Origin of the sequence: Amycolatopsis sp. WAC 04182, from assembly GCF_003947465.1 — a bacterium.
Lineage (GTDB): Bacteria > Actinomycetota > Actinomycetes > Mycobacteriales > Pseudonocardiaceae > Amycolatopsis.
Genome location: NZ_QHJJ01000004.1, coordinates 768,964 through 792,068 on the forward strand (window position 1 = coordinate 768,964; position 23,105 = coordinate 792,068).

Consider the following 23,105-nt stretch of genomic DNA (forward strand, 5'->3'; position numbering starts at 1 on the left):
TCAACAGATTCGTTGACTGGGTCAAGTGTTACCCCGCGAAGCGGTGAAGGCAAGAAATCTTTCCGGGGGTGGACATATGGAAACCCCGTGATGCTGCCAGGTCGGGGGTCCGCCAGCATCACGGGGTCGTAATGGGTATCGACGCCACGTTCCGCGGCGTTACACCTCACGCACTATGTGTCGTAGGTCACTCGAATGGGCGACACCTACAACGGTTGTCGTCGGGTCAGCGCATGTGCGTGTGACGCGCCTGGGAGATAGCGATGAGCTCCTGACGAACGGTCGCGGTGGCCGCGGTGTCGATCGCCCGGTTCAGGGCCCGGCGAGTGCGAGCCTCGGCGCGACGGGCACGGAGCTTGGCGGCGATGTTGTTCATCGGTTTTTGTCATCCCCTTGGGAGTAGATCTTGCGTCTTCGTGGCTGTGCTTCTAGTATGCACCCTTTTTCACAAGGAAGCCAACGATTATCCGGTGACTTGGCACACTTGCCGATGAATCATCGGCAACATGAGCGTAAAACCGGAGAGATTTGGTGGTGCCGGTCACTTCTTGGTAACGCTGGACGTCTCTAGCGTCCGCGCGATGAAGCGTTAGAAACCCTCATGGAGCAGGCGCCGGGCGAGTTTCGACGGTCCCCGCCGGAGTGCGCCGAGGACGCCGCGCCACGGGATGGTCGTCGAGGTCATCGCCTCTCGCAGCGCGACCCCTTCCGGATCGGCCGCGCCGGGGCCGAGGACGAGGTCGCGCACGAGCGGCCCCGCGGTCAGGGTCAGTGCCACTCCGCTGCCCGCGAACCCGACGGCGTAGACGACGCGATCGGTGACGGCGGACCGGGCCAGCTGGGGGACCTCCGCCGAAGAGACGTGGAGAGGCCCGCCCCAGCGGTGGGTCGCCGGGGTCCCGGCTTCGGCGGGAAGCCGACGCGCGAGCAGCCTGTCGACCTTGTGATGTGCCCGCGGTAGCGCGTCGGCTTCGGCACCGGGTGTCAGTCCGCCGAGGTCGAGCCCGCCGAACAGCAACCGCCCGCGGTGTCTCCGCCAGTAGGCCATCCCGAGCTCTGGCGCCGTGCGGAACAGGTCGTCGTCCACGTCCTCCGGCTCCCCGGCCCGCATATACGTGTGGACCACCCGGCCCGCCGGTGGATCCGGAAGCGACAAGCCGCCGGTGTACGCGCCCGTGCAGACCACCACGCGGTCCGCTCGCACGACTTGCCCGCTCCGCAAGCGGACGACGACGCCGTCGTCCGCCGGTTCGACCGAGTCGGCCGGGCTGTTCTCGAACAGGGCACCGCCGGCGGCGCTCAGTTCGGCGGCCAGTGATTCGGCGAGAGCGGCAGGCTGGATGGTCCACGATCCGAGCGAGAATCCCGCGGCTTCCTGCTCGACCTCGATCCCCGACGCGGTCACGGCGTCCGCGACCACGTCGAGACCGGCGGCGAGGAAGGCGGAGCCGCCGATCAGCCGCATCCGGGTCCGCGTGATCTCGCCCGCCGGATGGAGGCCGCGCAGTTCCCGCATCCGGGTGTCGATCCGGTCGTGCAGGAGTCGCTGCATCTCACGCGGGTCGTGCGCGCCCGCGCTGCCGGGTAGCAGCCACGGGAGGACGCCCAGCGGGAGCACGCCGCCCGCGTTCCGCCCGCTCGCGCCGAATCCGGCGTGCCGGGCCTCCAGCACGATCACGCGGCCGCCGGGGCGATGTTCCAGCAGGTCGAGGGCGATCGACAGACCGGCGAACCCGGCGCCGATCACCACGATGTCCGCCGAAGCCGGGGGAGGCTCGGGGGCAGAGACTCGCTCCGGCAGGACGTCACGCCAATAAACGCTGGTCACCCTGGCCAGTGTGCCGAAGTAGCGCTCTCTATCGCTTTCTAGCGTCGAGACGATAAAGGCGGATAGAGGCTTAGTCCCGGCCGAGGAGGTAGTGACCGAAGTGCGGGACGGTGAAGGCGATGTGCCCGCGCTCGGCGGAGTACACCAGGCCCTTCTTCATCAGGCTGTCCCGTGCCGGCGACAGGGATGAAGGCTTCCGCCCCAGGTAGACGGCCACATCGGCGGTACCGGCGGACTCGTCCCGGCCCTGGGTCAGCTCGGCCATCGCGAGCAGGTACTCGCGTTCGGCTGGCGTCGCGCGCTCGTAGCGGGAGCCGAAGAAGCCGACCGCGAGCTCCGATTCGGCCTCCGGCGCCGCGACCTGGACGTCCTTCACGGTGATCGGATCCGCCGGCGCGGCATCCCAGGCGGCCTTGCCGTAGGCCTGGATGAAGTACGGATATCCGCCCGACGCGTCGAACAGGGCGTCCAGCGCCTCCGGCTCGATGCCCGCGTCCTCGCGTTCGATGGGCGCCATCACCGCGAGGTCGGCGTCTTCGCGCTCCAGGCGGTCGATACGCGCGTAGCGGAAGAGGCGTTCCGAGTACGACTTCGACGCCGAAAGGACGGCGGGCACGTGCGGCAGCCCCGCGCCGACCACGACCAGCGGCGCCCCGGACTGCGAGAGTTCGTGGCAGGCGGCGCAGAGCGCGGAAACGTCCTCCGGCAGCAGATCCTGGATCTCGTCGATCAGCAGCGCGACCCCGGTGCCGACGTCGGCCGCCAGCTCCGCGACCTCGGTGAACAGCTCGACCAGGTCGATCTCGATGTCGCCCGAATCGGCGCGGCCCTGCGCGGCGGGCACGTCGATGCCCGGCTGCCAGCGGTCACGAAGCTTCGCGTCCGGTTTGTTGGCGCGCAGCGCGAACGCCTTGAGCACGCCGAGCACCTGCTCGACCCGGTCCGGCGCGCGATGGCGCACGGCGAGGTCGCGGATCGCGCGGTGCAGCGCGGCCGAGAGCGGCCGCCTGAGTTCGGTGTCGGGGCGGGCCTCGATCTTGCCCGCGCCCCAGCCGTGCTTGATGGCCCGCGAGCGCAGCTCGCCCAGCAGCACCGTCTTCCCCACGCCACGCAGGCCGGTCAGCATCAGGCTGCGTTCGGGTCTCCCGCGGGCGACCCGTTCAAGTACGACCTCGAAGGCCTGCAGCTCGCGCACGCGGCCTGCCAGTTCGGGCGGCCGTTGACCGGCGCCCGGGGCGAAGGGGTTGCGGATGGGATCCACTCTCACACGCTATCGGCGTTTCTAGCGTGGACCCGATATTCAGTGATACTCGCCTACGGCGTGTCGCAGTAAACGAGGCCGAATGGTCTCCCCAAGGGCGCTCTGCGCCCGACGGAGACTTCACCGTCGCGCGCCTCTTTCGGGCCGGAGGCCCACGGAGACGGTTTGCAGGGCGGCGGCTTTGTCCGTCAGAGGTCTAATCCGGTCTCCGCCCTGCGGGGCGTCTTCGTCAGCGCGCGACAGAGAACAGAGACGGGTCTGCAGCCCCGTCCCTCGTTTCTAGTCGCGCAGGTTGCGCTCGGCGTAGACCGCCATCGCGTCACGGATGTACTCCGCGGTGCCCGCGCCGTGCTTCTCGTCGTACTGCCCGTAGCGCGGGTCGTCGACGTACAGCTGCCCGAGCCCGGCGAAGTAACCCTTCGACACGGCCCGCACGGCCGGCCGAAGCCACTCGTACAGCCGCTGCGTGATCGCCTGGGCCTCGTCGCCGTCGGCGGGCAGGCCCTTGGCGCGGGCCTCACCGAAAGCGGCGGCGATGTCCTTCTGTTCCTGCTGGTGCGCCTTCTTGTCCTCGGCGCTCAGCGACTTCCACCACCGGTCGCCCTGCTTGTAGGCGTCGGCGCCCCAGCGTTCGGTGACCTCCTTCTCGTACTTCGTGTGGTCGAAGCCGTCGAACACTTCCGTTGCCATCAGTCGTTCACCTCTCTCCGTCTTCTTCAAGGTCGTCCTGACCGATTCGATCTGCCGTCCGAGCCGCTGTCGCTCCTGCTCCAGCCACTTCAGGTGCGTGCGCAGCGCCGCTGTCGTGTCCTGCTCCCCTTCGAGGACTTCGCCGATCGCGGGCAGGCTCAGCCCGAGTTCGCGAAGCAGCAGAATCCGTTGCAGCCGCACCAGCGCGTCCTGGTCGTAGTAGCGGTATCCGTTGCTCCCCACCCGGCTCGGTTCGAGCAGCCCGATGTCGCCGTAGTGGCGCAGCGTGCGGCTCGTGGTTCCGGCCGAGCGGGCGATGTCCTGGATCGACCACTCCTTCTCGTTCGGCATGTCCACGAAGGTAGAGGTTGACGTTGCGTCAAAGTCAATCGCAGTTCACCCGTCCGTGGCATGGTTCACGAATGAAGACATTCGCGCTGGTCATCGCCGCTGCGCTGACCTTGACGACGGCCGGGGTCGCCGACGCGCATCCGCGTCGCGCCTTCGACATCCAGGCCCACCGCGGCGGGCTCGGCCTCACGGTCGAGAGCACGCTCGCGTCGTTCGGCAAGGCGATGGAGCTGGGGGTGACCACGCTCGAACTCGACATCCAGATCACCAAGGACAGTCGCGAGGTGATCACCCACGACCGCAAGACGACACCCGCGAAATGCCGCGACACCGCGCCCGCGACACCCGGCGACCCGGCGTACCCGTACGTCGGCAAATACGTGAAGGACCTGACGTTCGCGCAGGTCCGCACGCTGGACTGCGGTTCGATCCGGCAGCCGGCCCACCCCGGCCAGACGCTCTCCCCCGGCGCCAAGATGCCCACGCTCGCCGAGCTGTTCCAGCTGGCAAGGGACCATCGCGCCTGGGGCATCAAGTTCACCATCGAGACCAAGGTCGAGGCGGCGGCGCCGCACGAGACGGCACCGCGTGAGCAGTTCGTCCAGCGGGCGGTGCGCGAGATCGTGCGTGGCGGCTTCGCGCACAACGTCTCGATCCAGAGCTTCGACTGGGGCGCGCTGATGCGGTTCCGCGAGGTCGCGCCGTGGCTCCCGACGGTCGCGCTGACCCAGCCCGAATTCCTGCAGGTGGGGCAGCCGGGCAAGTCTCCGTGGCTCGGCGGGATCGACATCGACGACTTCGGCGGCAGCCCCGTCCGCGCGGTGAAGTCGTTCGGCGCGAAGGCGCTCTCGCCGGTGCACGGCAACCCGCAAGGCGGCAAGGTCGGCGACCCCGACTACCGGCCGTTCACGACGAAGGCGCTGGTCACCGAGGCGCACCGCGCGGGGGTCAAGGTCGTGCCGTGGACGATCAACGACCCGGCCACCATGCACAAGCTCATCGACGACGGCGTCGACGGCATCATCACCGACTATCCGGACCGGCTGCGGCAGGTCGCGGCCGACCGCGGGTTCAAGCTGCCCAAGGCGTATCGGTCCCGCTAACGAAACCTAGCCCTGTCTAGTGCCAGAGAAATATTCCCGGATACACCGTTAGCGCGGTTCGGCGGCGTGGTGGGCGGGAAGACTGGGGTTAGGTTTGTTTCCCGGGTCCGGATCAGAAAGGTTACGACCGTGATTCTCCGTCGCGTCGCACGTCCGCTCCTCGCCGCGATCTTCATCTCCGGCGGGATCGGCGCGCTGAGGGACACCCAGGGGCACGCCAAGGCCGCGGAGCCGTTCCTCACCGAGTCCTTCGACAAGCTGGAGGGCGTGGTGCCGGAATCGGTGCCGCGTGACCCCGCCACCCTCGTCCGGATCGACGCCGCGGTGAAGGTCGGCGCCGGGGTCGCGCTCGCCGCGGGCAAGGCACCGCGCCTGGCCTCGCTGCTGCTGCTCGGCAGCCTCGTCCCGACGACGCTGGCCGCGCACCGGTTCTGGGAGATCAAGGAACCGGCCGAGCGTCAGCAGCAGCAGATCCAGTTCATCAAGAACGCCGGCCTCGCCGGTGGCCTGCTCCTGGCCGCCGCGGACACCGCCGGCAAGCCGTCGCTCGGCTGGCGCGCCCGCCGCGCCGCGTCGAAGACGGAGAAGCGCGCCGAGAAGCTGGCGAAGAAGGCCGAGAAGGCCATCACGAAGTGACGGCCCGCGTTCAGTCCTCTGGATGCGTAAAGGCGCATCCAGAGGACTGAACGCGTGGGGTCATGAGGTGAAGGCGGCGATGTCCTCTTCCTCGACGACAGTGCGCACCTCGACCTCGATCTCGTCGAACAGCGCCGCGTAGGACTCCGCGAACGCGACGGCCTCGGCCAGGTCCTTGGCGTTGATCAGCGCGAACCCGCCGATGACCTCCTTGGCCTCGGTGAACGGGCCGTCGGTCGCGGTGATCTTGCCGCCGCGCACCTTGCGGACCTTCGCGCCCTTCTCCGACGGGTGCACGCCCTCCGCCGTGATCAGGATGCCCTTCTCGAACGAGTCCTGGATGAAGGCGCCCATCTGCTCGATGAACTCCTTGCTCGGGTTCCAGGCTTCCGGGGCGCTCTCGTCGAGCCGGTGCATCATCAGAAACCGCATCGCTGCTCCTCAGTGTCTTGGCGGGGCTGTTTCTACCCCGCCTTCACCGACGCGTCGAGCGGCTCGACGGCGGTTCGACATTTCGTTCAGAAAAATGTTTCAGCTGCATAGAAGTTTTTTCTAGCGGCTCGCCACCTTCTTGTACTGGGCCGTCGCGAGCGGCGCGAAGATCGCGATGATGGCGACGCAGCACAGGATCGCGTACAGCGAAGCGTTCTCGGCAGGCCAGCCCGTCGGCGCCGCGCCGAAGCGGTTCCCGAACAGGTCACGGGCCGAGTTGATCACCGCGGTGAACGGGTTCCAGTCGGCGATGGCCTTCAGCACTCCCGGCAGCTTGTCCGCCGGGACGAACGCCGTCGAGATGAAGCTCAGCGGGAACATCCACATCAGCCCGGCGCTCTGCGCGACCTCGACGCTGCGCGCGACGAGCCCGATCCACGCGCCGACCCAGGACAGCGCCCAGGCGAACATCAGCATCACGAGGTAGCCGAGTACCGCGTCGAGGAAGCTGCCGCGGATCCGCCAGCCGACGAGCAGCCCGCACAGCGACATGACGATCAGCGCGACCACGCTGATCACCAGGTCGGACGTCGTCCGGCCGAAGATCACCGCGAGGCGGGAGATCGGCAGGGAACGGAACCGGTCGATGATGCCCTTCTGCAGGTCGTTCGCGAACCCGATCACAGTGAACGCCGAGTTGAACGCGACCGTCTGCGCGAAGATGCCCGCGATCAGGAACTCCCGGTACGCGAGCCCGCCCGCCTCGCCGCCGATCGCGTCGCCGAAGACGTACGCGAACAGCAGCACGAACATGATCGGCTGCAGGGTCGCCGCCATCAGCCAGTCCGGGTTGCGCTGGACGTTCTTCAGGTTCCGCCAGGTGATCACGCCACCGTCGGAAAAGGCCTTCGCGACCGCGCTCACTTCTTCTCCCCCTCGTCCGTGGCGTGTCCTGTCAGCGAAAGGAAGACGTCGTCGAGCGTCGGCCGGTGCAGCGCGACGTCCTGAATGGCGACGCCGTGGCCGTCCAGCCGCCGCAGTGCCTCGATCAACGCCTTCGGCCCGCCCTCGACCAGGACGTCGACCTTGCGGGTGTGCTCGTCGACCGACGGCGTGCCCGAGCCGACCTCGGTCAGCACCTGCGTGGTGATCGCGAGATCGCTTGTGTTCGCCACGACCAGTTCGAGCCGCTCGCCGCCGATCTCCTGCTTGAGCTCGTCGGCGGTGCCGCGCGCGATGACCTTCCCCTTGTCGATCACCACGATCGAGTCGGCGAGCTGATCGGCCTCCTCCAGGTACTGCGTGGTCAGCAGCACCGTGGTGCCGTCGGCGACCAGCTCCTTGATGACCTCCCAGGTGTCGATCCGGCCGCGCGGGTCGAGCCCGGTGGTCGGTTCGTCGAGGATCACCACGGTCGGCTCGGCGACCAGCGCCCCCGCGAGGTCGAGCCGTCGCCGCATGCCGCCGGAGTACGTCTTGGCGGGGCGGTCCGCCGCGTCCTCCAGGCGGAACCGCGCGAGCAGCTCACGCGCCCGGGATTTCGCCGCGGCCTTCTTGCTCCCGTACAGCCTGCCGACCATGTACAGGTTCTCGAACCCGGTGAGGTTCTCGTCCACGGCGGCGTACTGCCCGGAGAGCCCGATCGACCGCCGGACGGCGTCGGGGTGGGCCAGCACGTCGTGCCCGGCCACCTCCGCCTCACCCGAATCCGGGCGGAGCAGCGTGGTCAGGATGCGGACCGTCGTCGTCTTCCCGGCACCGTTCGGCCCCAGGAGGCCCAGCACCTTGCCCTTCGGGATCGACAGGTCGACCCCGTCGAGCGCCCGTGTGGACCCATAGGTCTTGACCAGCGCTTTCGCCTGAACTGCGAACATGCGCACACGCTAGACCCGGGCACCGACAAAGGCACCCGGGTTTTTCCCCGATCCGCTCCCGGCGAACGGTTACTTTTCGAGGATCGCGGTGACGCCCTGGCCGCCCGCGGCGCAGATCGAGATGAGTCCGCGGCCGGATCCCTTCTCGTTCAACAGCTTCGCGAGCGTGGCGACGATGCGGCCGCCGGTCGCCGCGAACGGGTGCCCGGCCGCGAGCGAAGAACCGTTGACGTTCAGCTTCGCCCGATCGATGGAGCCGAGCGGCTCGTCGAGGCCCAGCTTCGACTTCGCGAACTGCGGGTCCTCCCACGCCTTGAGGGTGGCGAGCACCTGCGACGCGAAGGCCTCGTGGATCTCGTAGAAGTCGAAGTCCTGCAAGGTGAGCCCGGCACGCGTGAGCATCTGCGGGACGGCGTACGCGGGCGCCATCAGCAGGCCTTCGTCACCGTGGACGTAGTCGACGGCCGCGGTCTGCGAGAACGTCAGGTACGCCAGCACCGGCAGTTTCCGCGCCTTCGCCCACTGCTCGGTCGCGAGCAGGACCGTGGACGCGCCGTCGGACAGCGGCGTCGAGTTGCCCGCGGTCATCGTGCCGTCAGGACCACCGAAGGCGGGCTTCAGCTTCGCGAGCTTCTCGACGCTGGAGTCCGGCCGCAGGTTCTGGTCGCGCGCCAGCTTCAGGTACGGCGTCACCAGGTCGTCGAAGAAACCCTTGTCGTACGCGGCGCCGAGGCGCTGGTGGCTGGTCGCGGCGAGTTCGTCCTGCGCCTCGCGCGTGATCTCCCAGACCTTCGCGGTCAGCGCGGCGTGCTCGCCCATGGAGAGGCCGGTGCGCGGCTCGGAGTTGCGCGGGATCTCGGGGACGATGTGGCCGGGACGCAGCTTCGCGGCCAGCTTCAGCCGTTCGGGGAGTGTCTTCGCGGCGTTGAGCTGCACGAGGATCTGACGCAGGTCGTCGTTGACCGCCAGCGGCGCGTCGGATGTGGTGTCGACGCCGCCCGCGATGGCCGAGTCGATCTGGCCGAGGGCGATCTTGTTGGCGACGTTGATGATCGCCTGGAGGCCGGTGCCGCAGGCCATCTGCACGTCGGAGGCCGGGGTGGCGGGGTTCAGCCTGCTGCCGAGGACGCTTTCGCGGGCGAGGTTGAAGTCGCGGGCGTGCTTGAGCACGGCGCCGGCGGCGACCTCGCCGATCACCTCGTCCTGCAGGGAGAAGCGGCTGACCAGGCCGTCGAGGGCGGCCGTGAACATGTCCTGGTTCGACGCCTTCGCGTACGGGCCGTTCGAGCGGGCGAAGGGGATCCGGTTACCGCCGATGATCGCGACCTTGCGCACGGGTGCCGTCCTTTTCGTGGCCATTTTTTTCCACTCCTCCGTAGGCTCTCTCACACTGTAACCTACTAGCGAGTAGGTTAGAATGCGACGTGACGCAAACTGCACGGGAGGCAAGCGATGGCTGACAGGTACCAGCAGTTCACGAAATCCCCGGTGGGGAAGTTCGTGGTGCCGAAGCTCGGCCTGCCGAATCCCGCGACGCTCCGCCGGTACAAGCCCGGTCAGCCCCCTCTCGAGGGTCCCGCACTTCTGGGCGCCGCGCCGGGCGGTCGCCTCGAAAAGGTGATCGAGGCGCAACTGCACCGCGCGGGCATCGAGGTCCTCTCGGCGGCCGCCGACAAGCACGCCGCGCTCGTCTTCGACGCGACAGGCGTGAAGGACCCGAAGCAGCTTCGCGAGGTCTACTCCTTCTTCCACCCGGTGATCCGGAGCGTCGGGCCGTCGGGTCGCGTCGTCGTCCTCGGAACGCCGCCGGAGCTGGTCGAAGGGCACGAGCGGATCGCGCAGCGTGCCCTCGAAGGCTTCGTGCGCTCCGTCGGTAAAGAGCTGAAGCGCGGCGCGACCGCTCAGCTCGTGTACGTCGCCGAAGGCGCCGAAGAGGCCACTGAGTCCACGCTCCGTTTCCTGCTGTCGGCGAAGTCCGCCTTCGTCGACGCCCAGGTCATCCGCGTCGGCACCGAGACCAAGACCGCCTCCGCCCCGGCCGACTGGACGAAGCCCCTCGAAGGCAAGGTCGCCCTGGTCACCGGCGCTTCCCGCGGTATCGGCGCCGCCATCGCCGAGGTGCTGGGCCGCGACGGCGCCCACGTCGTCGCGCTCGACATCCCCGCGCAGGGCGCGGACCTGTCCAAGGTGGCCAACAAGGTCGGCGGCTCGTCGCTGCAGCTGGACATCACCGCCGCCGACGCGCCGGAGAAGCTCGCCGAGTACCTGACCTCGCGCCACGGCGGCGTCGACATCGTCGTGCACAACGCGGGCATCACCCGCGACAAGACGCTCGGCAACATGACCGAAGGCGGCTGGGACTCCGTCATCGCGGTCAACCTCGCCTCGCAGCTCGCGGTGAACGAGAAGCTCGTGGCCGACAAGGTGCTGCACGAGAACGGCCGCATCATCGGCGTCTCCTCGATCGCCGGGATCGCCGGCAACGTCGGCCAGACCAACTACGCCACCAGCAAGGCAGGCGTCATCGGCATGGTGAACGACGGCGCGCCGAAGCTCGCCGAGTACGGCGGCACGATCAACGCCGTCGCGCCCGGTTTCATCGAGACCAAGATGACCGCCGCCGTCCCGCTGTTCATCCGCGAGGCCGGGCGGCGGCTGTCCAGCCTCGGCCAGGGCGGGCTCCCGGTCGACGTCGCCGAGACGATCGCCTGGTACGCGAACCCGGCTTCGGCCGCGGTCAACGGCAACGTGGTCCGCGTCTGCGGCCAGGCACTGCTGGGAGCGTGAGCATGGCCGTCAAGGAACTCCACGAGTCGCCGAGCCTGTCTTCGCTGTACCCCAAGGCGTTGCTCGGCTCGCTGCGCAAGAGCGGCGGGAACACGCTGCCGGGCACCGAGTTCGTCCGCGAGGGCGTCGTCGTCGACCCGGCGCACCTCGCCGCGTACAACCAGGTGTGCGGATTCCGGCTGGACGACGTGCTCCCGGCGACGTATCCGCACATCCTCGCGTTCCCGCTGCAGATGGCGCTGATGACCGAGGCCGACTTCCCGTTCCCGTTGCTGGGCATGGTGCACGTCGCGAACCGGATCATCCAGCACCGGCAGCTGCGGCTCGACGAGTCGTTCACCCTGCGCGTGCGCGCCGAGGATCTGCGCCCGCACGAGAAGGGAAAGCAGTTCGACGTCGTCAGCGAGCTGCTGGTCAACGACAGTCCTGTGTGGACGGACGTCAGCACCTACCTGCGCCGCGGCGGCGGCAGCGGCGAGAAGACCGCGCGCGGTCAGCTCGCCCAGCCGGCGGCCAACGCGATCTGGCACGTGCCCGGCGACATCGGCCGCCGCTACGCCGAGGTCTCCGGCGACCGCAACCCGATCCACCTGCACCCGATCACCGCGAAGGCGTTCGGCTTCCCGGCCGCGATCGCGCACGGCATGTGGACGAAGGCGCACGCGCTCGCGGCGTTCGAAGGCAGGCTGCCGGAGGCGTTCACCGTCGACGTCAAGTTCAAGCAGCCGGTGCTGTTGCCGGCGAAGGCGGCGTTCACGACCTGGAGTGAAGGCGGGGGCTGGGCCTTCGAACTCTGGAACGCGCGCAAGCCGAAGCCGCACCTGGAGGGCTCAGTCGTCGCTCTCTGACGGCTTCCAGATCTCGCCTTCGACGAGGTCGTTGAACCCGAGCCACACCAGGTTCATCAGCCACGAGGCGAGCACGCCGTCGGAGACGTCGGGGTGGTCGAGGGCCCAGTCGGCCAGCGACTCGGCCGCCCCGACCAGCGCGGCGGACAGCCCGGCGCCGGAGAACTCGGCCTGCTCGCCGAGGCCCTTGCGGGTGCCCGCGGAGACGACCAGCGCGGCGACCAGCTCGATCGCGCGGGTGCGCATGTCGGTGATCTCCGCGGCGAAGGTGCCGCCGACGGTCATGGCCTGGCGGTGCAGCACCGTCCAGGACTCGCGGTAGTCGGCGACGAACCGGTAGAACGCGCGGAGCCCGTGCCAAAGCTGCATGTCGGGCGGCAGATCGGGTTTGATCCCGGCCTGCACCGCCTCCAGCAGGCGGGTGGCTTCGCGGCGGATGCAGGCGCCGAAGAGATCTTCCTTGGACCCGAGGTAGGTGTAGATCATCGGCTTGGAGACGCCGGCGACCTCGGAGATCTCGTCCATCGACGCGGAGTGATAGCCGTAGCGCGAGAACACCGAGACCGCTGCGTCCAGGATCTGGCGTTCCCGCACCGCTCTCGGCAGCCTTTTGGCGCGTTCGGCGGGACGCGGTACTTCCTCGGACACTCAGGACCTCCCCTTAGTTCGCGTAAGACGCTACCGGGCTACCACCGGCAAGGGTGATTTCGGCACGCTTGCCCGCCTACCTACTCGCGGGTAGCCTTACGCTCGGGTAGGTGGAACTGGAGGGAAGATGACCGAGATCGTGGGGCTGACCGGCCGCGCGCTGGTCGACGCGCTGGAGCGGATCGAGCCGGATTCCGCCGAAGCGCACTCTCTCGACGTCAACGAGGTCGCGGGCGCCATCGACCCGAAGGACCTCGGCAAGGACGACGTCCGCAGGCTGCTGGCCGCGCTCGGACGGCTCGCCGAGTCCGCGCCCGCGTTCGACCTCCGCAAGGTCGACCCGGCCCGCTTCGCGAACCTCGTCGCGCGCGCCTCGCGTACGCAACTCGAGAGCGTCGTCGCCGAACGGCCGCTCCGGGAGCGCGTGCTGCGCGAGATCTTCGACCGCATGGGCGCCCACATCCGGCAGGACCGCGCGAGGACGCTGCACGCGGTGGTGCACTGGCGGCTGTCCGGCGGCACCGGCGACGGCGGGTACGACCGCTACGAGACGGTGATCTCGCACGGCGAGTGCACGGTGGATCGGGACATGAGGGAGAAACCGAGGGTGACGATCACGATCGCGCCCGTCGATTTCTTCCGGCTCATCACCCATCAGGCGACACCCGCTGTGCTATTCGTCACCGGAAAGATCAAAGTAAAAGGTGACCTGGCATTCGCGGCCGGTCTGATCGGTTTCTTCGACCTGCCGAAACCGTCCTGAACCCGGCCGAGCAGATACACTTCCGTGCCGTGCCCCGAAATCCTCCGAACCGGCGCTGGCGGGACAAGGTACGCCTTTCCCATCCGTCGAGGCCGCACAAAACGCGCACCGGCGGCGAGCACGTCGTCAACGCCTTCGCGGAGAAACTCGAGCTCACCAACCTGAGCCCCGAGCAGTTCACCCAGGTGCTGGAAACCCTGCACATGCTGGGCGAAACCGGCGCAGGCATCGAGCTGAGCTCACTGGAGACCGAGGTGCTCGTCGACGTCGTGCAACGCGCGTCGCGGGAGCAACTCAAGGCCATCGCCGATCATCCGGAACTGCGTTCGGCTTTCCTCGACGAGATTTTCCGCAGAATGTCGGACCATTTCGTTCCCGAACGCGCGCGACATGTCGACTTCGTCGTCGCGTGGCGTTTCACCGACGGTGGCGGAGAAGACGGTTTCGATCGCTTTCAAACGGTCATCGAAGACGGCGTCTGCGTTTCCAGCACCGATCTCGCGCGTACTCCGGACACCACCATCACGCTGTCCGTCGACGACTTCATCCGGATGGCCACCGGCAACGCGGCGGTGGCGGCGATGTTCGTGACGGGCAAGGTGAAGGTGAAGGGCGAGTACGCGCCGGCGGTGCGGTTCAGCGGGTACTTCGACATCCCGAAGCCGAGCGTGGGCTGAAAGCGTCCTTCGCCGCATACGACGCGGTGAAGGACGCTTTCGTCGCGTGCGATGCGGTGAAAGCGTCCTTCAGCCTTCGACGATGCGGCCCTCGATCACCGGCGGCTGCTTCTTGGCGGTCTCCGCGGGCGGCGTGTCCACGACGACCTCGCTGTCCACGACCATCACCGGCCCGCGCGTGCGGTTGGCGAACTTGACCGCCCGGCGCGCCATCCGCTTCCGCCAGACCTTGCGCGCGACACTCCGTGTCGGCGGCAGGATGAACAGCAGGCCGATGACGTCGCTGACGAAACCGGGCAGCAGGATCAGCAGACCGCCGAGCCCGATCAGCATCCCGTCGGTGAGTTCCTTCTCTGCGTCGGCCGGTCGGCCGAGGCGCGCGGACTCGGCGAACGCGCGGAAGGCGCGGCCGCCTTCGCGGCGCGCGAGCCAGGAGCCGACGAACGCGCCGGCGAAGAGCAGCGCGATCGTGCCGAGGACGCCAACGGCCGAGCCCACCGCCCACACGGCGGCGATCTCGGCGACGACATAGAGCAGGAACGCGACAGCCATACTGGGACAACGTACGGCTTGCCCGTTTTGCTCCCAACCCCCGATACGGTGACCTGGGTCAACCGATCCGGCGCAGGAACTCCTCCGCCTCACGCGGCCTGGTCAGCACGATCCGCCGCGCGTGCGCGCCCTGTTCCGCCAGCCGCCGCACCGTCCGTTCCCGGTGGTGCTTCGGCCAGCGCCAGACGTAGGAGTAGAACTCCAGGTCCAGCCTTTCGGGGCAGCCGGGTGCCTGCTTGTCCTGCCCGTACTCGCGCAGAGACCGCATCAGCACCCGCCGGAGGCAGATGCGGCGCGGGAGGTCGAGGAAGATGATTGTGTCCGCTCGCGGGAGCCGCAGATGCATCGACGCTCCGTAGTTCCCGTCGATCACCCAGTCATCGGACGCGATGACCTCCTCCTGCGCGGCATGGAACTCGGCGTCCGGCGCCGGTGTCCACCCCGGCCGCCAGTAGAGCCGGTCGAGATGGATGACCGGCAGCCCGAGCGCGGCGCCGAGCCGTCGCGCGAACGTCGACTTCCCGGCGCCACTGCACCCGACGACCATGATCCGGCGCAACGTCAGGCCTCGTCGAGATACGCGGCGGCCTGCAACGTGAACAGCTCGGCATAGCCCGCCTTCGCCGCCATCAGCTCGTCGTGTGTCCCGTATTCGGCGACCTTTCCGTGCTCCAGCAAGAGAATCCGCTCCGCCTGCCGGACGGTGGAGAACCGGTGCGAGATGTACAGCGTCGTGCGCCCCTCCGAAAGCTCCCGCAGCCTTGAGAAGAGGTCGTGCTCGGCCTGCGCGTCCAGCGCGGACGTCGGTTCGTCGAGGATCAGGATCGGCGCTTCCCGCAGGAACGCCCTGGACAGCGCGATCTTCTGCCATTCACCGCCGGACAGGCTGACGCCCTGGTCGAACCAGCGCCCGAGCGGGGTGTCGTAGCCGCTGGGCAGGCGCTCGATCCGCTCGTCGGCGCCGGCCCGTTTCGCCGAGGTCTCGATCCGTTCGCGGTCGACGAGATGCGTCAGGTCGCCGAGCCCGATGTTCTCGGCCGCGGTGCCCTGATACGTCACGTAGTCCTGGAACATCGCGCTGATCCGCCGCCGCAGTTCCACCGGGTCGTACTCGCGGATGTCGACGTCGTCGAGCAGGATCCGCCCGCCCGTCGGGTCGTACAGCCGGCACAGCAGTTTGAACAGGGTCGACTTCCCGGCGCCGTTGCGGCCGACGACGGCGACCGTCTCACCCGGCCGGATTTCGAAGCTCACGCCGTCGAGGGCGGGGTCGGCCGCCCCGGGATAGGTGAAGGACACTTCTTCGAACTGGATATGTCCCTCCACTGTGGACGGAAGAGGGCGCGGCTCCGGTGGCGCGACGATCTCCGGTTTCGTCCCGAGGAAGCGATACAGCGTGTCCAGGTAGAGATTGTTCTCGTACATCCCGGAAAACGCGGTGAACAACCCTTGGACGGACGTCTGCACCGACGCCGCGGCGGCCGTGTACAGCGCGAGGTCGCCGAGCGTGAGCCTTCCGCCGACGGCCTCCAACGCGATGTACAACGCGATCGCGGACCCGGCGGCGGTGCTGAGCAAGCCCCACGACGTCGAGCTGACGCTGCGTTTGCGGGTCAGGGTGCGCTGACGGTCGTAGAAGACCTGGCCGAGCCGCTGGAACCGGTCGACGAAGTACGGGCCGAGCCCGAACAGCTTGGTCTCCTTGGCATACGTGTCCGTGGTGACCAAAGAGGACAGATAGTCCATCCGCCGTTTCAGCGGGGACATCATCACCGTCAGCCAGAACGCGCGGGCGCCGTACTTCGACTGCGAGATGAACGCGGGGATCGGCGCCACGAGCGCGACGAGCGCCAGCAGCGGGCTGATCGAGACGAGCAGCGCGATCATGCTGCTGAAGGTGATCAGCGTCCGGATCAGGCCCAGCGCCGAGTTCATCATCGACAGCGGCCGCGTCGGCGCCTCCTGCGCGGCCTGGCGCAGCATGTCGTAGGACGCGGAACCCTCGAAGTACGAGAGGTGCAGCTTGCTGGCGTGGTCCATCACCTGGTGGCGGATGGTCAGCGTCATCCGTTCCTGCAGCAGGGATTGGCCGTAGGTGGTCAACGCCTGCGAAATCGCGGTGAGCACGAGGATGCCGAACTGGAAGAGGGCGACACCGACGATCGCGCTCTTCGTCCCGTGTCCCTGGATCGCCGCGACCACCGAGTCGATCAGCAGCTTCGCGACGTACGCGGTCGCCGTCGGGAGGAGACCGGAAAGCAGCGTCACCAGGGTGATCACGATGGTCAGCGGCGGGCTCGCCTGCCAGGTCAGCTTCGCGACCTTCGGCAGGCCGCGGACCGTGCCCGCGATGTTGACCCACATGCGGTTGAGCCGGGACTTCAGGTCTTTCGGGAGGGCTTCGGGTTCGGGCTCCGGGATGTCGACCGGGCCGGTCAGCCCGCTGTCGGGCACCGTCGACGGCGGACGGCGTCGCCTGCCGCCGCGCGCCATGAACAGTTCCAGGCCTCCCCCACCGGGCGGGCCGATCACGCGGCCGCCAAGGCGCCGTTGAGGAACACGTCGACGAGCTCCATCGTGGTGGGTTCGTCACCGGTTTCGCTGAACCGGATCCGGCCGCTGAACAGCAACGACAGGAAGAGCGCCGCGGACTGCGTCGGCGGCAGGCGGAGCCGGTCCTTCTCCGGTTCGAACAGCTCGGCCATGGCGTCGCGCATGGCGCTCATCGACTCCTTCCGCCGGTCCCTGCGGTCGCCGTGGCGATGCTCCGGCCGCTTGCCGGAGCCGTGCATGACCGCCATGAGCGCGCCCATGCGCTGAAGGTGCGCGCTGAGCGCGTCGGCCGCTTCGATGAGCCTGTCGTCGAGGGGCTGGTCGAGGTCGATGACCGCGATCGCGTCGAGTACCTGGTCGGGTTTCAGCGCTTCGGCGAAGCAGGTGGCGAACAGTTCGTCCTTGTCTTTGAACACGCGGAAGACCGTGCCCTCGCCGATGCCCGCGGCGCGCGCGATCTGGCTCGACGTGACACCGGCGCCATGCTCCACCAGCAAGGGCAGCACGGACTGGACGATCATCCGGCGCCGCTCGTCGGCACTCATTCCCGGCGCTCGCCGCCGGGAGGCGGTTTCTGTCATGCGTCCAGTCTGCGGAGTGAGCGCTCACTCCGTCAAGCGATTAAGGCAGGGGTCCGTGAAGGCCTCCTTCCCTACTCTCAGGGTAAGGAAGGAGGCCTTCACGGACTTTGGGTCAGTAGGTGATCGCGACCGCGGGGTCGGCCAGCAGAGCGCCGACGTCGGCCAGGAACTCCGAACCCTGCTGCCCGTCGACCACGCGGTGGTCGAAGCTCAGCGAAAGCTGGAGCACCTTGCGCACCTTGATCTCGCCGTCGACCACCCACGGGGTGTCCTTGATCGCGCCGAGGCACAGGATCGCGGACTCGCCGGGATTGATGATCGGCGTGCCGGTGTCGACGCCGAAGACGCCGACGTTGGTGATGGTGATCGTGCCGCCGAGCATGGCCGCCGGGGTGGTCTTGCCTTCGCGGGCGACGTCGGTCAGCTCGGTGAGCGCGATCGCGAGTTCCTTGAGGGACATCGAATCCGCGTCACGGACCTTGGGCACGACGAGCCCGCGCGGGGTGGCCGCGGCGATCCCGAGGTGCACGTAGTCCTTGTAGACGATCTCCTGTGCCGCCTCGTCCCACACCGCGTTGACGTCCGGAGTGCGCTTGGCCGCCAGGCAGACGGCCTTCGCCGCGAAGGTCAGCGGGGTGACCTTGACCCCGGCGAACTCGCGCGACTTCTTGAGCTTCTCCCGGAACTCCATCATCGGCGTGACGTCGATGGTGAGGAATTCCGTGACGTGCGGTGCGGTGTAGGCGCTCTGCACCATCGCGGCGGCGGTGGCCTTGCGGACGCCCTTGATCGGCACCCGGCGTTCGCGCGTCGCGGGGTCGTAGCCACTGTCCACACTGGACGGCACAGCGGCCGGTGCCGCGGAACCGTTGGCGGCCGCCTGCACGTCGTCACGGGTGATGACGCCGCCCTCGGCGGTGCCGGTGAGCGCGTGCAGGTCGACGCCGAGGTCCTTGGCGAGTTTGCGCACCGGCGGCTTCGCCAGCGGCACGTACCCGCCCTTCGGCTTCGGAGCCGTCACAGGCTGGGGCGCCACAGCCACCGGCGCGGCGGCCGGAGCGGCCGGAGCCGCGCCCTTGCGCGCCCGCCGCTGCGTGACGACGGCCTTGGAGCCGTAGCCGACCAGCGGCTTCATCTCCTCTTCCGCCGGCTCCTCCGCCACGGGCGCGGCGGTGGGGGCCGGGGCAGCCTTGCCGTCCGGGTCGACGTCGATGGTGAGGATCGGCGCGCCGACCTCCACCGTCTGGCCCGGTTCGACGAGCAGTTCGGTGACGACGCCGGCCCACGGGATGGGCAGTTCGACGGCGGCCTTCGCGGTCTCGACCTCGACCACGATCTGGTTGACCGTGACCTTGTCACCCGGCTTGACCTGCCAGGCGATGATGTCGGCCTCGGTCAGCCCTTCGGCCGTGTCGGCGAGGGGGAATTGTTTGTACTCGGGCATTTCAGGAACTTCCCCCTTACCAGGCGAGTGAACGGTCGACGGTGTGCAGTACCCGGTCCAGGTCGGGGAGGTAGTGCTCCTCGAGCTTGGCGGGCGGGTACGGCGTGTCGAATCCGGTCACCCGCAGCACGGGGGCTTCCAGCGAGTAGAAGCACTCCTGCTGCACGCGCGCGGCGATCTCCGAAGTCAGCGACGACTCCGACGGCGCCTCGCTCAGCGCGATGAGCCGCCCGGTCTTGCGCACCGACTCGAACACCGGCTCCAGGTCGAGCGGGGACAGCGTCCGCAGGTCGATGACCTCCAGGGACTTGCCCTCGTCCTCGGCGGCGGCCGCCGCGTCGAGCGCGACCTTCACCGACGGGCCGTACGCGACGACGGTGGCCGTGGTGCCTTCGCGGACGACGCGGGACTTGAACAGCTCGTCCGGTGTGGCGTCGGTGTCGATCTCGGCCTTCAAAGCGCCCGAGTGGTACAGCTTCTTCGGTTCGAAGAACAGGATCGGGTCGTCGGACTTGATCGCCTGCTGGATACCCCAATAGGCGTCGACGGCGTTCGAAACCGACACGACCTTGAGCCCGGGGATGTGCGCGAACAGCGACTCCGGCGACTCCGAGTGGTGCTCGACCGCGCCGATACCGCCGCCGAACGGCACCCGGATCACGATGGGCATCTTGATCTTGCCCTGGGTCCGGTAGTGCAGCTTCGCGACCTGGCTGGAGATCTGGTCGAAGCCAGGGAAGATGAAGCCCTCGAACTGGATCTCGCACACCGGGCGGAAACCGCGGACGGCGAGGCCGACCGCGGTGCCGATAATGCCCGATTCGGCCAGCGGCGTGTCCAGGACGCGCTGCTCACCGAAGTCCTTCTGCAGGCCGTCGGTGATGCGGAAGACGCCGCCGAGCTTGCCGACGTCCTCCCCCATGACCAGGACCTTCGGGTCCTCTTCCATGGCGCGCCGGAGGCCGAGGTTGATCGCCTTGCCGATGGTGAGTTTCTGGAGGTCGGCCATTTCAGTGCTCACCCGCCCCGACGAAACCGTCCATGTAGGCCAGGAACTCTTCGCGCTGCGCGTCCAGCAGCGGCGTGGATTCCGCGTACACGTTGGAGAAGATCCGCTCGGGTGGCGGTTCGGGCATGTTGAAGCAGTACTCGCGCAGCTCGGCCGCGAACGCGTCCGAATCGGCCTGCACCTGGTCGAAGAACGCCTGATCGGCGCCGCCGCCGCGGGCGAGGTACGCCCGGACGCGCTCGATCGGGTCCTTCAGCTTCCACTCCTCCAGCTCGTCGGAGAGCCGGTAGCGGGTGGGGTCGTCGGTGGTGGTGTGCGCGTCCATCCGGTAGGTGAACGCCTCGATCAGCACCGGGCCGTTGCCGTGGCGGCATTCCTCGAGCGCCCAGCGGGAGACCGCGAGGCAGGCGAGGACGTCGTTGCCGTCCACGCGGATGCCGGGGAAGCCGTAGCCGCGGGCGCGCTGGTACAGCGGCAGGCGCGACTGGCGTTCGGTGGGCTCCGAGATCGCCCACTGGTTGTTCTGGCAGAAGAACACGAGCGGCGCGTCGTAGACGGCGGCCCAGACGAAGCCTTCGTGCACGTCGCCCTGCGAAGTCGCTCCGTCACCGAAGTAACAGATGGTCGCTTCGCTGTCGTCGTCGCCGACCTTGCCTTCGAACTTCTGGCCCATCGCGTAACCGGCGGCGTTGAGCACCTGGTTGCCGATCACGATGGTGTACGGGTGGAAGCCGTGGGCCTTGTAGTCCCAGCCGCTGTGGTCGGTGCAGCGGAAGATGCCGAGCACCTCTTTGAGGTCGACGCCGCGGGTGTACGCGACACCGTGTTCGCGGTAGCTGGGGAACGCCATGTCCCCCTTCCGCAGCGCGCGGCCGGAGCCGATCTGCGCGGCCTCCTGCCCGAGCAGCGGCACCCAGATGCCGAGCTGGCCCTGGCGCTGCATCGCGTTGGCCTCGCGGTCCGCGCGGCGGACCAGGACCATGTCGCGATAGAGGCCCTTGAGGGCTTCGGCGTCGATGTCGTCGACGTAGCGGTCGAATTGCGGCGAAGAGATCCGTTCGCCTTCGGGGGTGAGCAGCTGAGTCAGCTCAGCGCCACCTTCGCTCGTTGCTCGCAAACCGGCGATCACCTGTTCGGGGGAAGGCTGCGCCGATACGGCGGCGGGACCATCTCCAGGCTCCGGGTGCGTCCAGTGTTCGGACGGCATGCGCTGCTCTCCTTGATGTCGGCGCCTCTGGCGGCCACTTGTGGCGGCCACAGTGACTGCGCCGGCGGGGACCAGCGCGTCGGATCTGAAGCGCTGGGTCACCGTCGGCGTTGACGGTTCGTGCGGACATCCTGGCATGCCGGACGCCGTTTTGGTCAGTGGCGGATGCTGATTTGTTGCTGAGAAAGGGTGCCTGATCAGGGAAAATGCTAGGAAGCCCGAGTGTGGGGCCGCCGAAAGTAGGGAATTCACCCGCGGGCCGACCAGCGGACGACTCGTCCGGACGGGTGTCCTGTCCGGCTTGATCGATGACGATCCGTGCCCGCCGTTGTGATCCATCACACCCTCCGCGACCCGTGGCAGGATGGCGGACGTGGAGCACAAATCCGTACGCGAAACCGTGGTTTCGAACTGGACGAACGACGTCCTTCCCAGCCTGTCCGGCCTGGTGGCGATCCCCGCCTTGTCCCCGGCGTTCGACTCCGAGTGGGCGAAGACCGGTCATCTGGCCGCCGCCGTCGAGCACGTCCGCTCCTGGATCGCCGCGCGGGGGATCCCCGGCGCGACGCTCGAGGTCGTGGAGCTCGAAGGCCGCAGCCCGCTGCTGGTCGTCGACATCCCGGCGACGTCCGAAGCGGCCGAAAAGGGCACCGTGCTCATGTACGGGCACCTCGACAAGCAGCCCCCGGTCGGCGGCTGGTCCGAGGGGCTCGACCCGTGGACGCCGGTGATCCGCGACGGGCGGCTGTACGGCCGCGGCGCGGTCGACGACGGCTACTCCGGCTACGCGGCGACGACGGCGATCGAGGCCGTGCGCGCCGCCGGTGGCGAGCACTCCCGCGCGGTCGTGCTGCTGGAGACCGGTGAGGAGTCCGGCAGCCCGGACCTGCCCGCCTACGTCGAGCACCTGAAGGAGAAGCTCGGCGAGGTCTCGCTGGTCGTCTGCCTCGACGCCGGCGGCACCGACTACCAGCGCCTGTGGCTGACCACCAGCCTGCGCGGCATGCTGCACGTCAACGTCACCGTGAAGGTGCTCGAGTCCGCGCAGCACTCCGGCATGGCCAGCGGCATCGTGGCGAGCTCGTTCCGCGTCCTGCGTGCCCTCCTCGACCGGATCGAGAACGCCGAAACCGGCGAGATCAAGCTCGCCGAGCTGAGCGTCGACATCCCGGAGAACCGCGTCGACGAGGCGCGTGGCGTCGTCGAGATCGCGCCCGGTGCGGCGAAGACGCTCTTCCCCGTGGTCGGCCGGACGGTGTCCGACGACGACCTGGAACTGCTGCTCAACAACTCGTGGCGGCCGACGCTCTCGGTGATCGGCGCGGAGGGCTTCCCGGTCCCGGCCGAAGCGGGCAACGTGCTGCGCGACAGCACCACGCTCACCCTGAGCTTCCGCCTGCCGCCGACCGCCAACGCGCAGGCCGCGATGGAGGCGGTCCGCCGCGTGCTCACCACTGACGTGCCGTACGACGCTTCGGTCGAGCTCGGCGATTTCCAGGCCGAGAACGGCTGGAACGCGCCGGACACCGCGCCGTGGCTCGACGAGGCCCTGCACCGCGTGAGCGGCGAGGTCTTCGGCGCGCCGCACAAGAGCTACGGCATGGGCGGGTCGATCCCGTTCATGGGGCTGCTCGGCGAGAAGTACCCGGACGCGCAGTTCGTGGTCACCGGCGCCTGCGGGCCGGACTCGAACATCCACGTGCCGGACGAGTGGCTGAACATCGATTTCGCGCAGCGGGTCACCGAGGCGGTCGCGCACATCCTGGACGCGCACGCGCGGAGCTGATTTCCCCGCTCACGCTGCAATGAAGGGGCCTTTCATAGCAAAATTTGCCATGAAAGGCCCCTTCATTGCGGCCCC

Annotated in this window: 23 protein-coding genes; 7 read left to right on the forward strand and 16 right to left on the reverse strand. The window is 68.4% G+C overall.

The window, feature by feature from the left end:
* Nucleotides 1–226 precede the first annotated feature (226 nt).
* From DMH01_RS43065 to DMH01_RS23910, 4 genes are all read right to left on the reverse strand, one after another.
* Nucleotides 227–376 carry a hypothetical protein gene (locus DMH01_RS43065; RefSeq protein ID WP_007032374.1) on the reverse strand — a complete coding sequence of 50 codons (150 nt, stop codon included), beginning with the start codon at nt 374–376 and terminating at the stop codon, nt 227–229.
* A gap of 213 nt (nt 377–589) precedes the next feature.
* On the reverse strand, nt 590–1,828 hold the full coding sequence (locus DMH01_RS23900) for an FAD-binding oxidoreductase (RefSeq protein WP_158633256.1): 1,239 nt from the start codon (nt 1,826–1,828) through the stop codon (nt 590–592).
* 70 nt (nt 1,829–1,898) lie between these two features.
* Nucleotides 1,899–3,089 (reverse strand): ATP-binding protein, encoded by a 1,191-nt coding sequence (locus DMH01_RS23905; protein WP_007032375.1) that lies wholly within the window; start codon nt 3,087–3,089, stop codon nt 1,899–1,901.
* Between the two features lie 279 nt (nt 3,090–3,368).
* Nucleotides 3,369–4,130 carry a MerR family transcriptional regulator gene (locus DMH01_RS23910; protein ID WP_125679462.1) on the reverse strand — a complete coding sequence of 254 codons (762 nt, stop codon included), beginning with the start codon at nt 4,128–4,130 and terminating at the stop codon, nt 3,369–3,371.
* A gap of 71 nt (nt 4,131–4,201) precedes the next feature.
* On the opposite strand from DMH01_RS23910, the gene DMH01_RS23915 reads away from it, so the two are divergent.
* Together DMH01_RS23915 and DMH01_RS23920 are read left to right on the forward strand one after the other, a co-directional pair.
* A complete protein-coding gene (locus DMH01_RS23915) occupies nt 4,202–5,233 on the forward strand; it encodes a glycerophosphodiester phosphodiesterase family protein (protein ID WP_125679463.1) in 1,032 nt (343 codons plus the stop codon).
* Between the two features lie 129 nt (nt 5,234–5,362).
* Entirely contained in the window at nt 5,363–5,869 is a 507-nt protein-coding gene (locus DMH01_RS23920; protein ID WP_037307370.1) for a DoxX family membrane protein, read from the forward strand.
* A 60-nt stretch (nt 5,870–5,929) separates the two neighbouring features.
* Here DMH01_RS23920 and DMH01_RS23925 read toward each other — a convergent pair whose 3' ends face one another.
* From DMH01_RS23925 to DMH01_RS23940, 4 genes are all read right to left on the reverse strand, one after another.
* Complete coding sequence (locus DMH01_RS23925) at nt 5,930–6,301, reverse strand: YciI family protein (RefSeq protein ID WP_125679464.1); 372 nt, start codon at nt 6,299–6,301, stop codon at nt 5,930–5,932.
* Between the two features lie 120 nt (nt 6,302–6,421).
* Nucleotides 6,422–7,225 (reverse strand): ABC transporter permease, encoded by an 804-nt coding sequence (locus tag DMH01_RS23930; protein WP_125679465.1) that lies wholly within the window; start codon nt 7,223–7,225, stop codon nt 6,422–6,424.
* A complete protein-coding gene (locus DMH01_RS23935) occupies nt 7,222–8,175 on the reverse strand; it encodes an ATP-binding cassette domain-containing protein (protein WP_125679466.1) in 954 nt (317 codons plus the stop codon). Before DMH01_RS23935 ends, DMH01_RS23930 begins: the two co-directional genes overlap by 4 nt.
* Nucleotides 8,176–8,244: 69 nt before the next feature.
* Nucleotides 8,245–9,534 (reverse strand): acetyl-CoA C-acetyltransferase, encoded by a 1,290-nt coding sequence (locus DMH01_RS23940; protein ID WP_125679467.1) that lies wholly within the window; start codon nt 9,532–9,534, stop codon nt 8,245–8,247.
* Between the two features lie 93 nt (nt 9,535–9,627).
* Here DMH01_RS23940 and DMH01_RS23945 point away from each other — a divergent pair, with 93 nt between their 5' ends.
* Together DMH01_RS23945 and DMH01_RS23950 are read left to right on the forward strand one after the other, a co-directional pair.
* Nucleotides 9,628–10,962 carry a 3-oxoacyl-ACP reductase gene (locus DMH01_RS23945; protein WP_125679468.1) on the forward strand — a complete coding sequence of 445 codons (1,335 nt, stop codon included), beginning with the start codon at nt 9,628–9,630 and terminating at the stop codon, nt 10,960–10,962.
* A gap of 2 nt (nt 10,963–10,964) precedes the next feature.
* Entirely contained in the window at nt 10,965–11,810 is an 846-nt protein-coding gene (locus DMH01_RS23950; protein ID WP_125679469.1) for a MaoC/PaaZ C-terminal domain-containing protein, read from the forward strand.
* Here DMH01_RS23950 and DMH01_RS23955 read toward each other — a convergent pair.
* On the reverse strand, nt 11,793–12,458 hold the full coding sequence (locus DMH01_RS23955) for a TetR/AcrR family transcriptional regulator (RefSeq protein ID WP_125679470.1): 666 nt from the start codon (nt 12,456–12,458) through the stop codon (nt 11,793–11,795). The genes DMH01_RS23950 and DMH01_RS23955 overlap by 18 nt on opposite strands.
* 127 nt (nt 12,459–12,585) lie before the next feature.
* Here DMH01_RS23955 and DMH01_RS23960 point away from each other — a divergent pair, with 127 nt between their 5' ends.
* Nucleotides 12,586–13,221, forward strand: coding sequence for an SCP2 sterol-binding domain-containing protein (locus tag DMH01_RS23960; protein WP_125679471.1), 636 nt, complete (start codon nt 12,586–12,588; stop codon nt 13,219–13,221).
* A 29-nt stretch (nt 13,222–13,250) separates the two neighbouring features.
* Nucleotides 13,251–13,898 carry an SCP2 sterol-binding domain-containing protein gene (locus DMH01_RS23965; RefSeq protein ID WP_370323551.1) on the forward strand — a complete coding sequence of 216 codons (648 nt, stop codon included), beginning with the start codon at nt 13,251–13,253 and terminating at the stop codon, nt 13,896–13,898.
* 69 nt (nt 13,899–13,967) lie between these two features.
* Here the strand turns inward: DMH01_RS23965 and DMH01_RS23970 are convergent, their stop codons facing one another.
* The 7 genes from DMH01_RS23970 to pdhA all read right to left on the reverse strand — a co-directional run bounded on the left by DMH01_RS23970 (nt 13,968) and on the right by pdhA (nt 21,244).
* On the reverse strand, nt 13,968–14,450 hold the full coding sequence (locus tag DMH01_RS23970; RefSeq protein WP_125679472.1) for an FxsA family protein: 483 nt from the start codon (nt 14,448–14,450) through the stop codon (nt 13,968–13,970).
* A 58-nt stretch (nt 14,451–14,508) separates the two neighbouring features.
* On the reverse strand, nt 14,509–15,009 hold the full coding sequence (locus DMH01_RS23975; RefSeq protein WP_125679473.1) for a DNA topology modulation protein FlaR: 501 nt from the start codon (nt 15,007–15,009) through the stop codon (nt 14,509–14,511).
* 2 nt (nt 15,010–15,011) lie between these two features.
* Nucleotides 15,012–16,955 (reverse strand): ABC transporter ATP-binding protein, encoded by a 1,944-nt coding sequence (locus DMH01_RS23980; RefSeq protein WP_125679848.1) that lies wholly within the window; start codon nt 16,953–16,955, stop codon nt 15,012–15,014.
* 23 nt (nt 16,956–16,978) lie between these two features.
* Nucleotides 16,979–17,548 (reverse strand): TetR/AcrR family transcriptional regulator, encoded by a 570-nt coding sequence (locus tag DMH01_RS23985; RefSeq protein ID WP_125679849.1) that lies wholly within the window; start codon nt 17,546–17,548, stop codon nt 16,979–16,981.
* Between the two features lie 148 nt (nt 17,549–17,696).
* Nucleotides 17,697–19,028, reverse strand: coding sequence for a dihydrolipoamide acetyltransferase family protein (locus tag DMH01_RS23990; protein WP_125679474.1), 1,332 nt, complete (start codon nt 19,026–19,028; stop codon nt 17,697–17,699).
* A 16-nt stretch (nt 19,029–19,044) separates the two neighbouring features.
* Entirely contained in the window at nt 19,045–20,037 is a 993-nt protein-coding gene (locus tag DMH01_RS23995) for an alpha-ketoacid dehydrogenase subunit beta (RefSeq protein ID WP_125679850.1), read from the reverse strand.
* Nucleotide 20,038: 1 nt separating this feature from the next.
* Nucleotides 20,039–21,244, reverse strand: a complete 1,206-nt coding sequence (pdhA, locus tag DMH01_RS24000; RefSeq protein ID WP_125679475.1) for a pyruvate dehydrogenase (acetyl-transferring) E1 component subunit alpha — start codon at nt 21,242–21,244, stop codon at nt 20,039–20,041.
* Nucleotides 21,245–21,617: 373 nt separating this feature from the next.
* Here pdhA and DMH01_RS24005 point away from each other — a divergent pair, with 373 nt between their 5' ends.
* Nucleotides 21,618–23,030, forward strand: coding sequence for a M20/M25/M40 family metallo-hydrolase (locus DMH01_RS24005; RefSeq protein ID WP_199745605.1), 1,413 nt, complete (start codon nt 21,618–21,620; stop codon nt 23,028–23,030).
* Nucleotides 23,031–23,105: the final 75 nt, after the last annotated feature.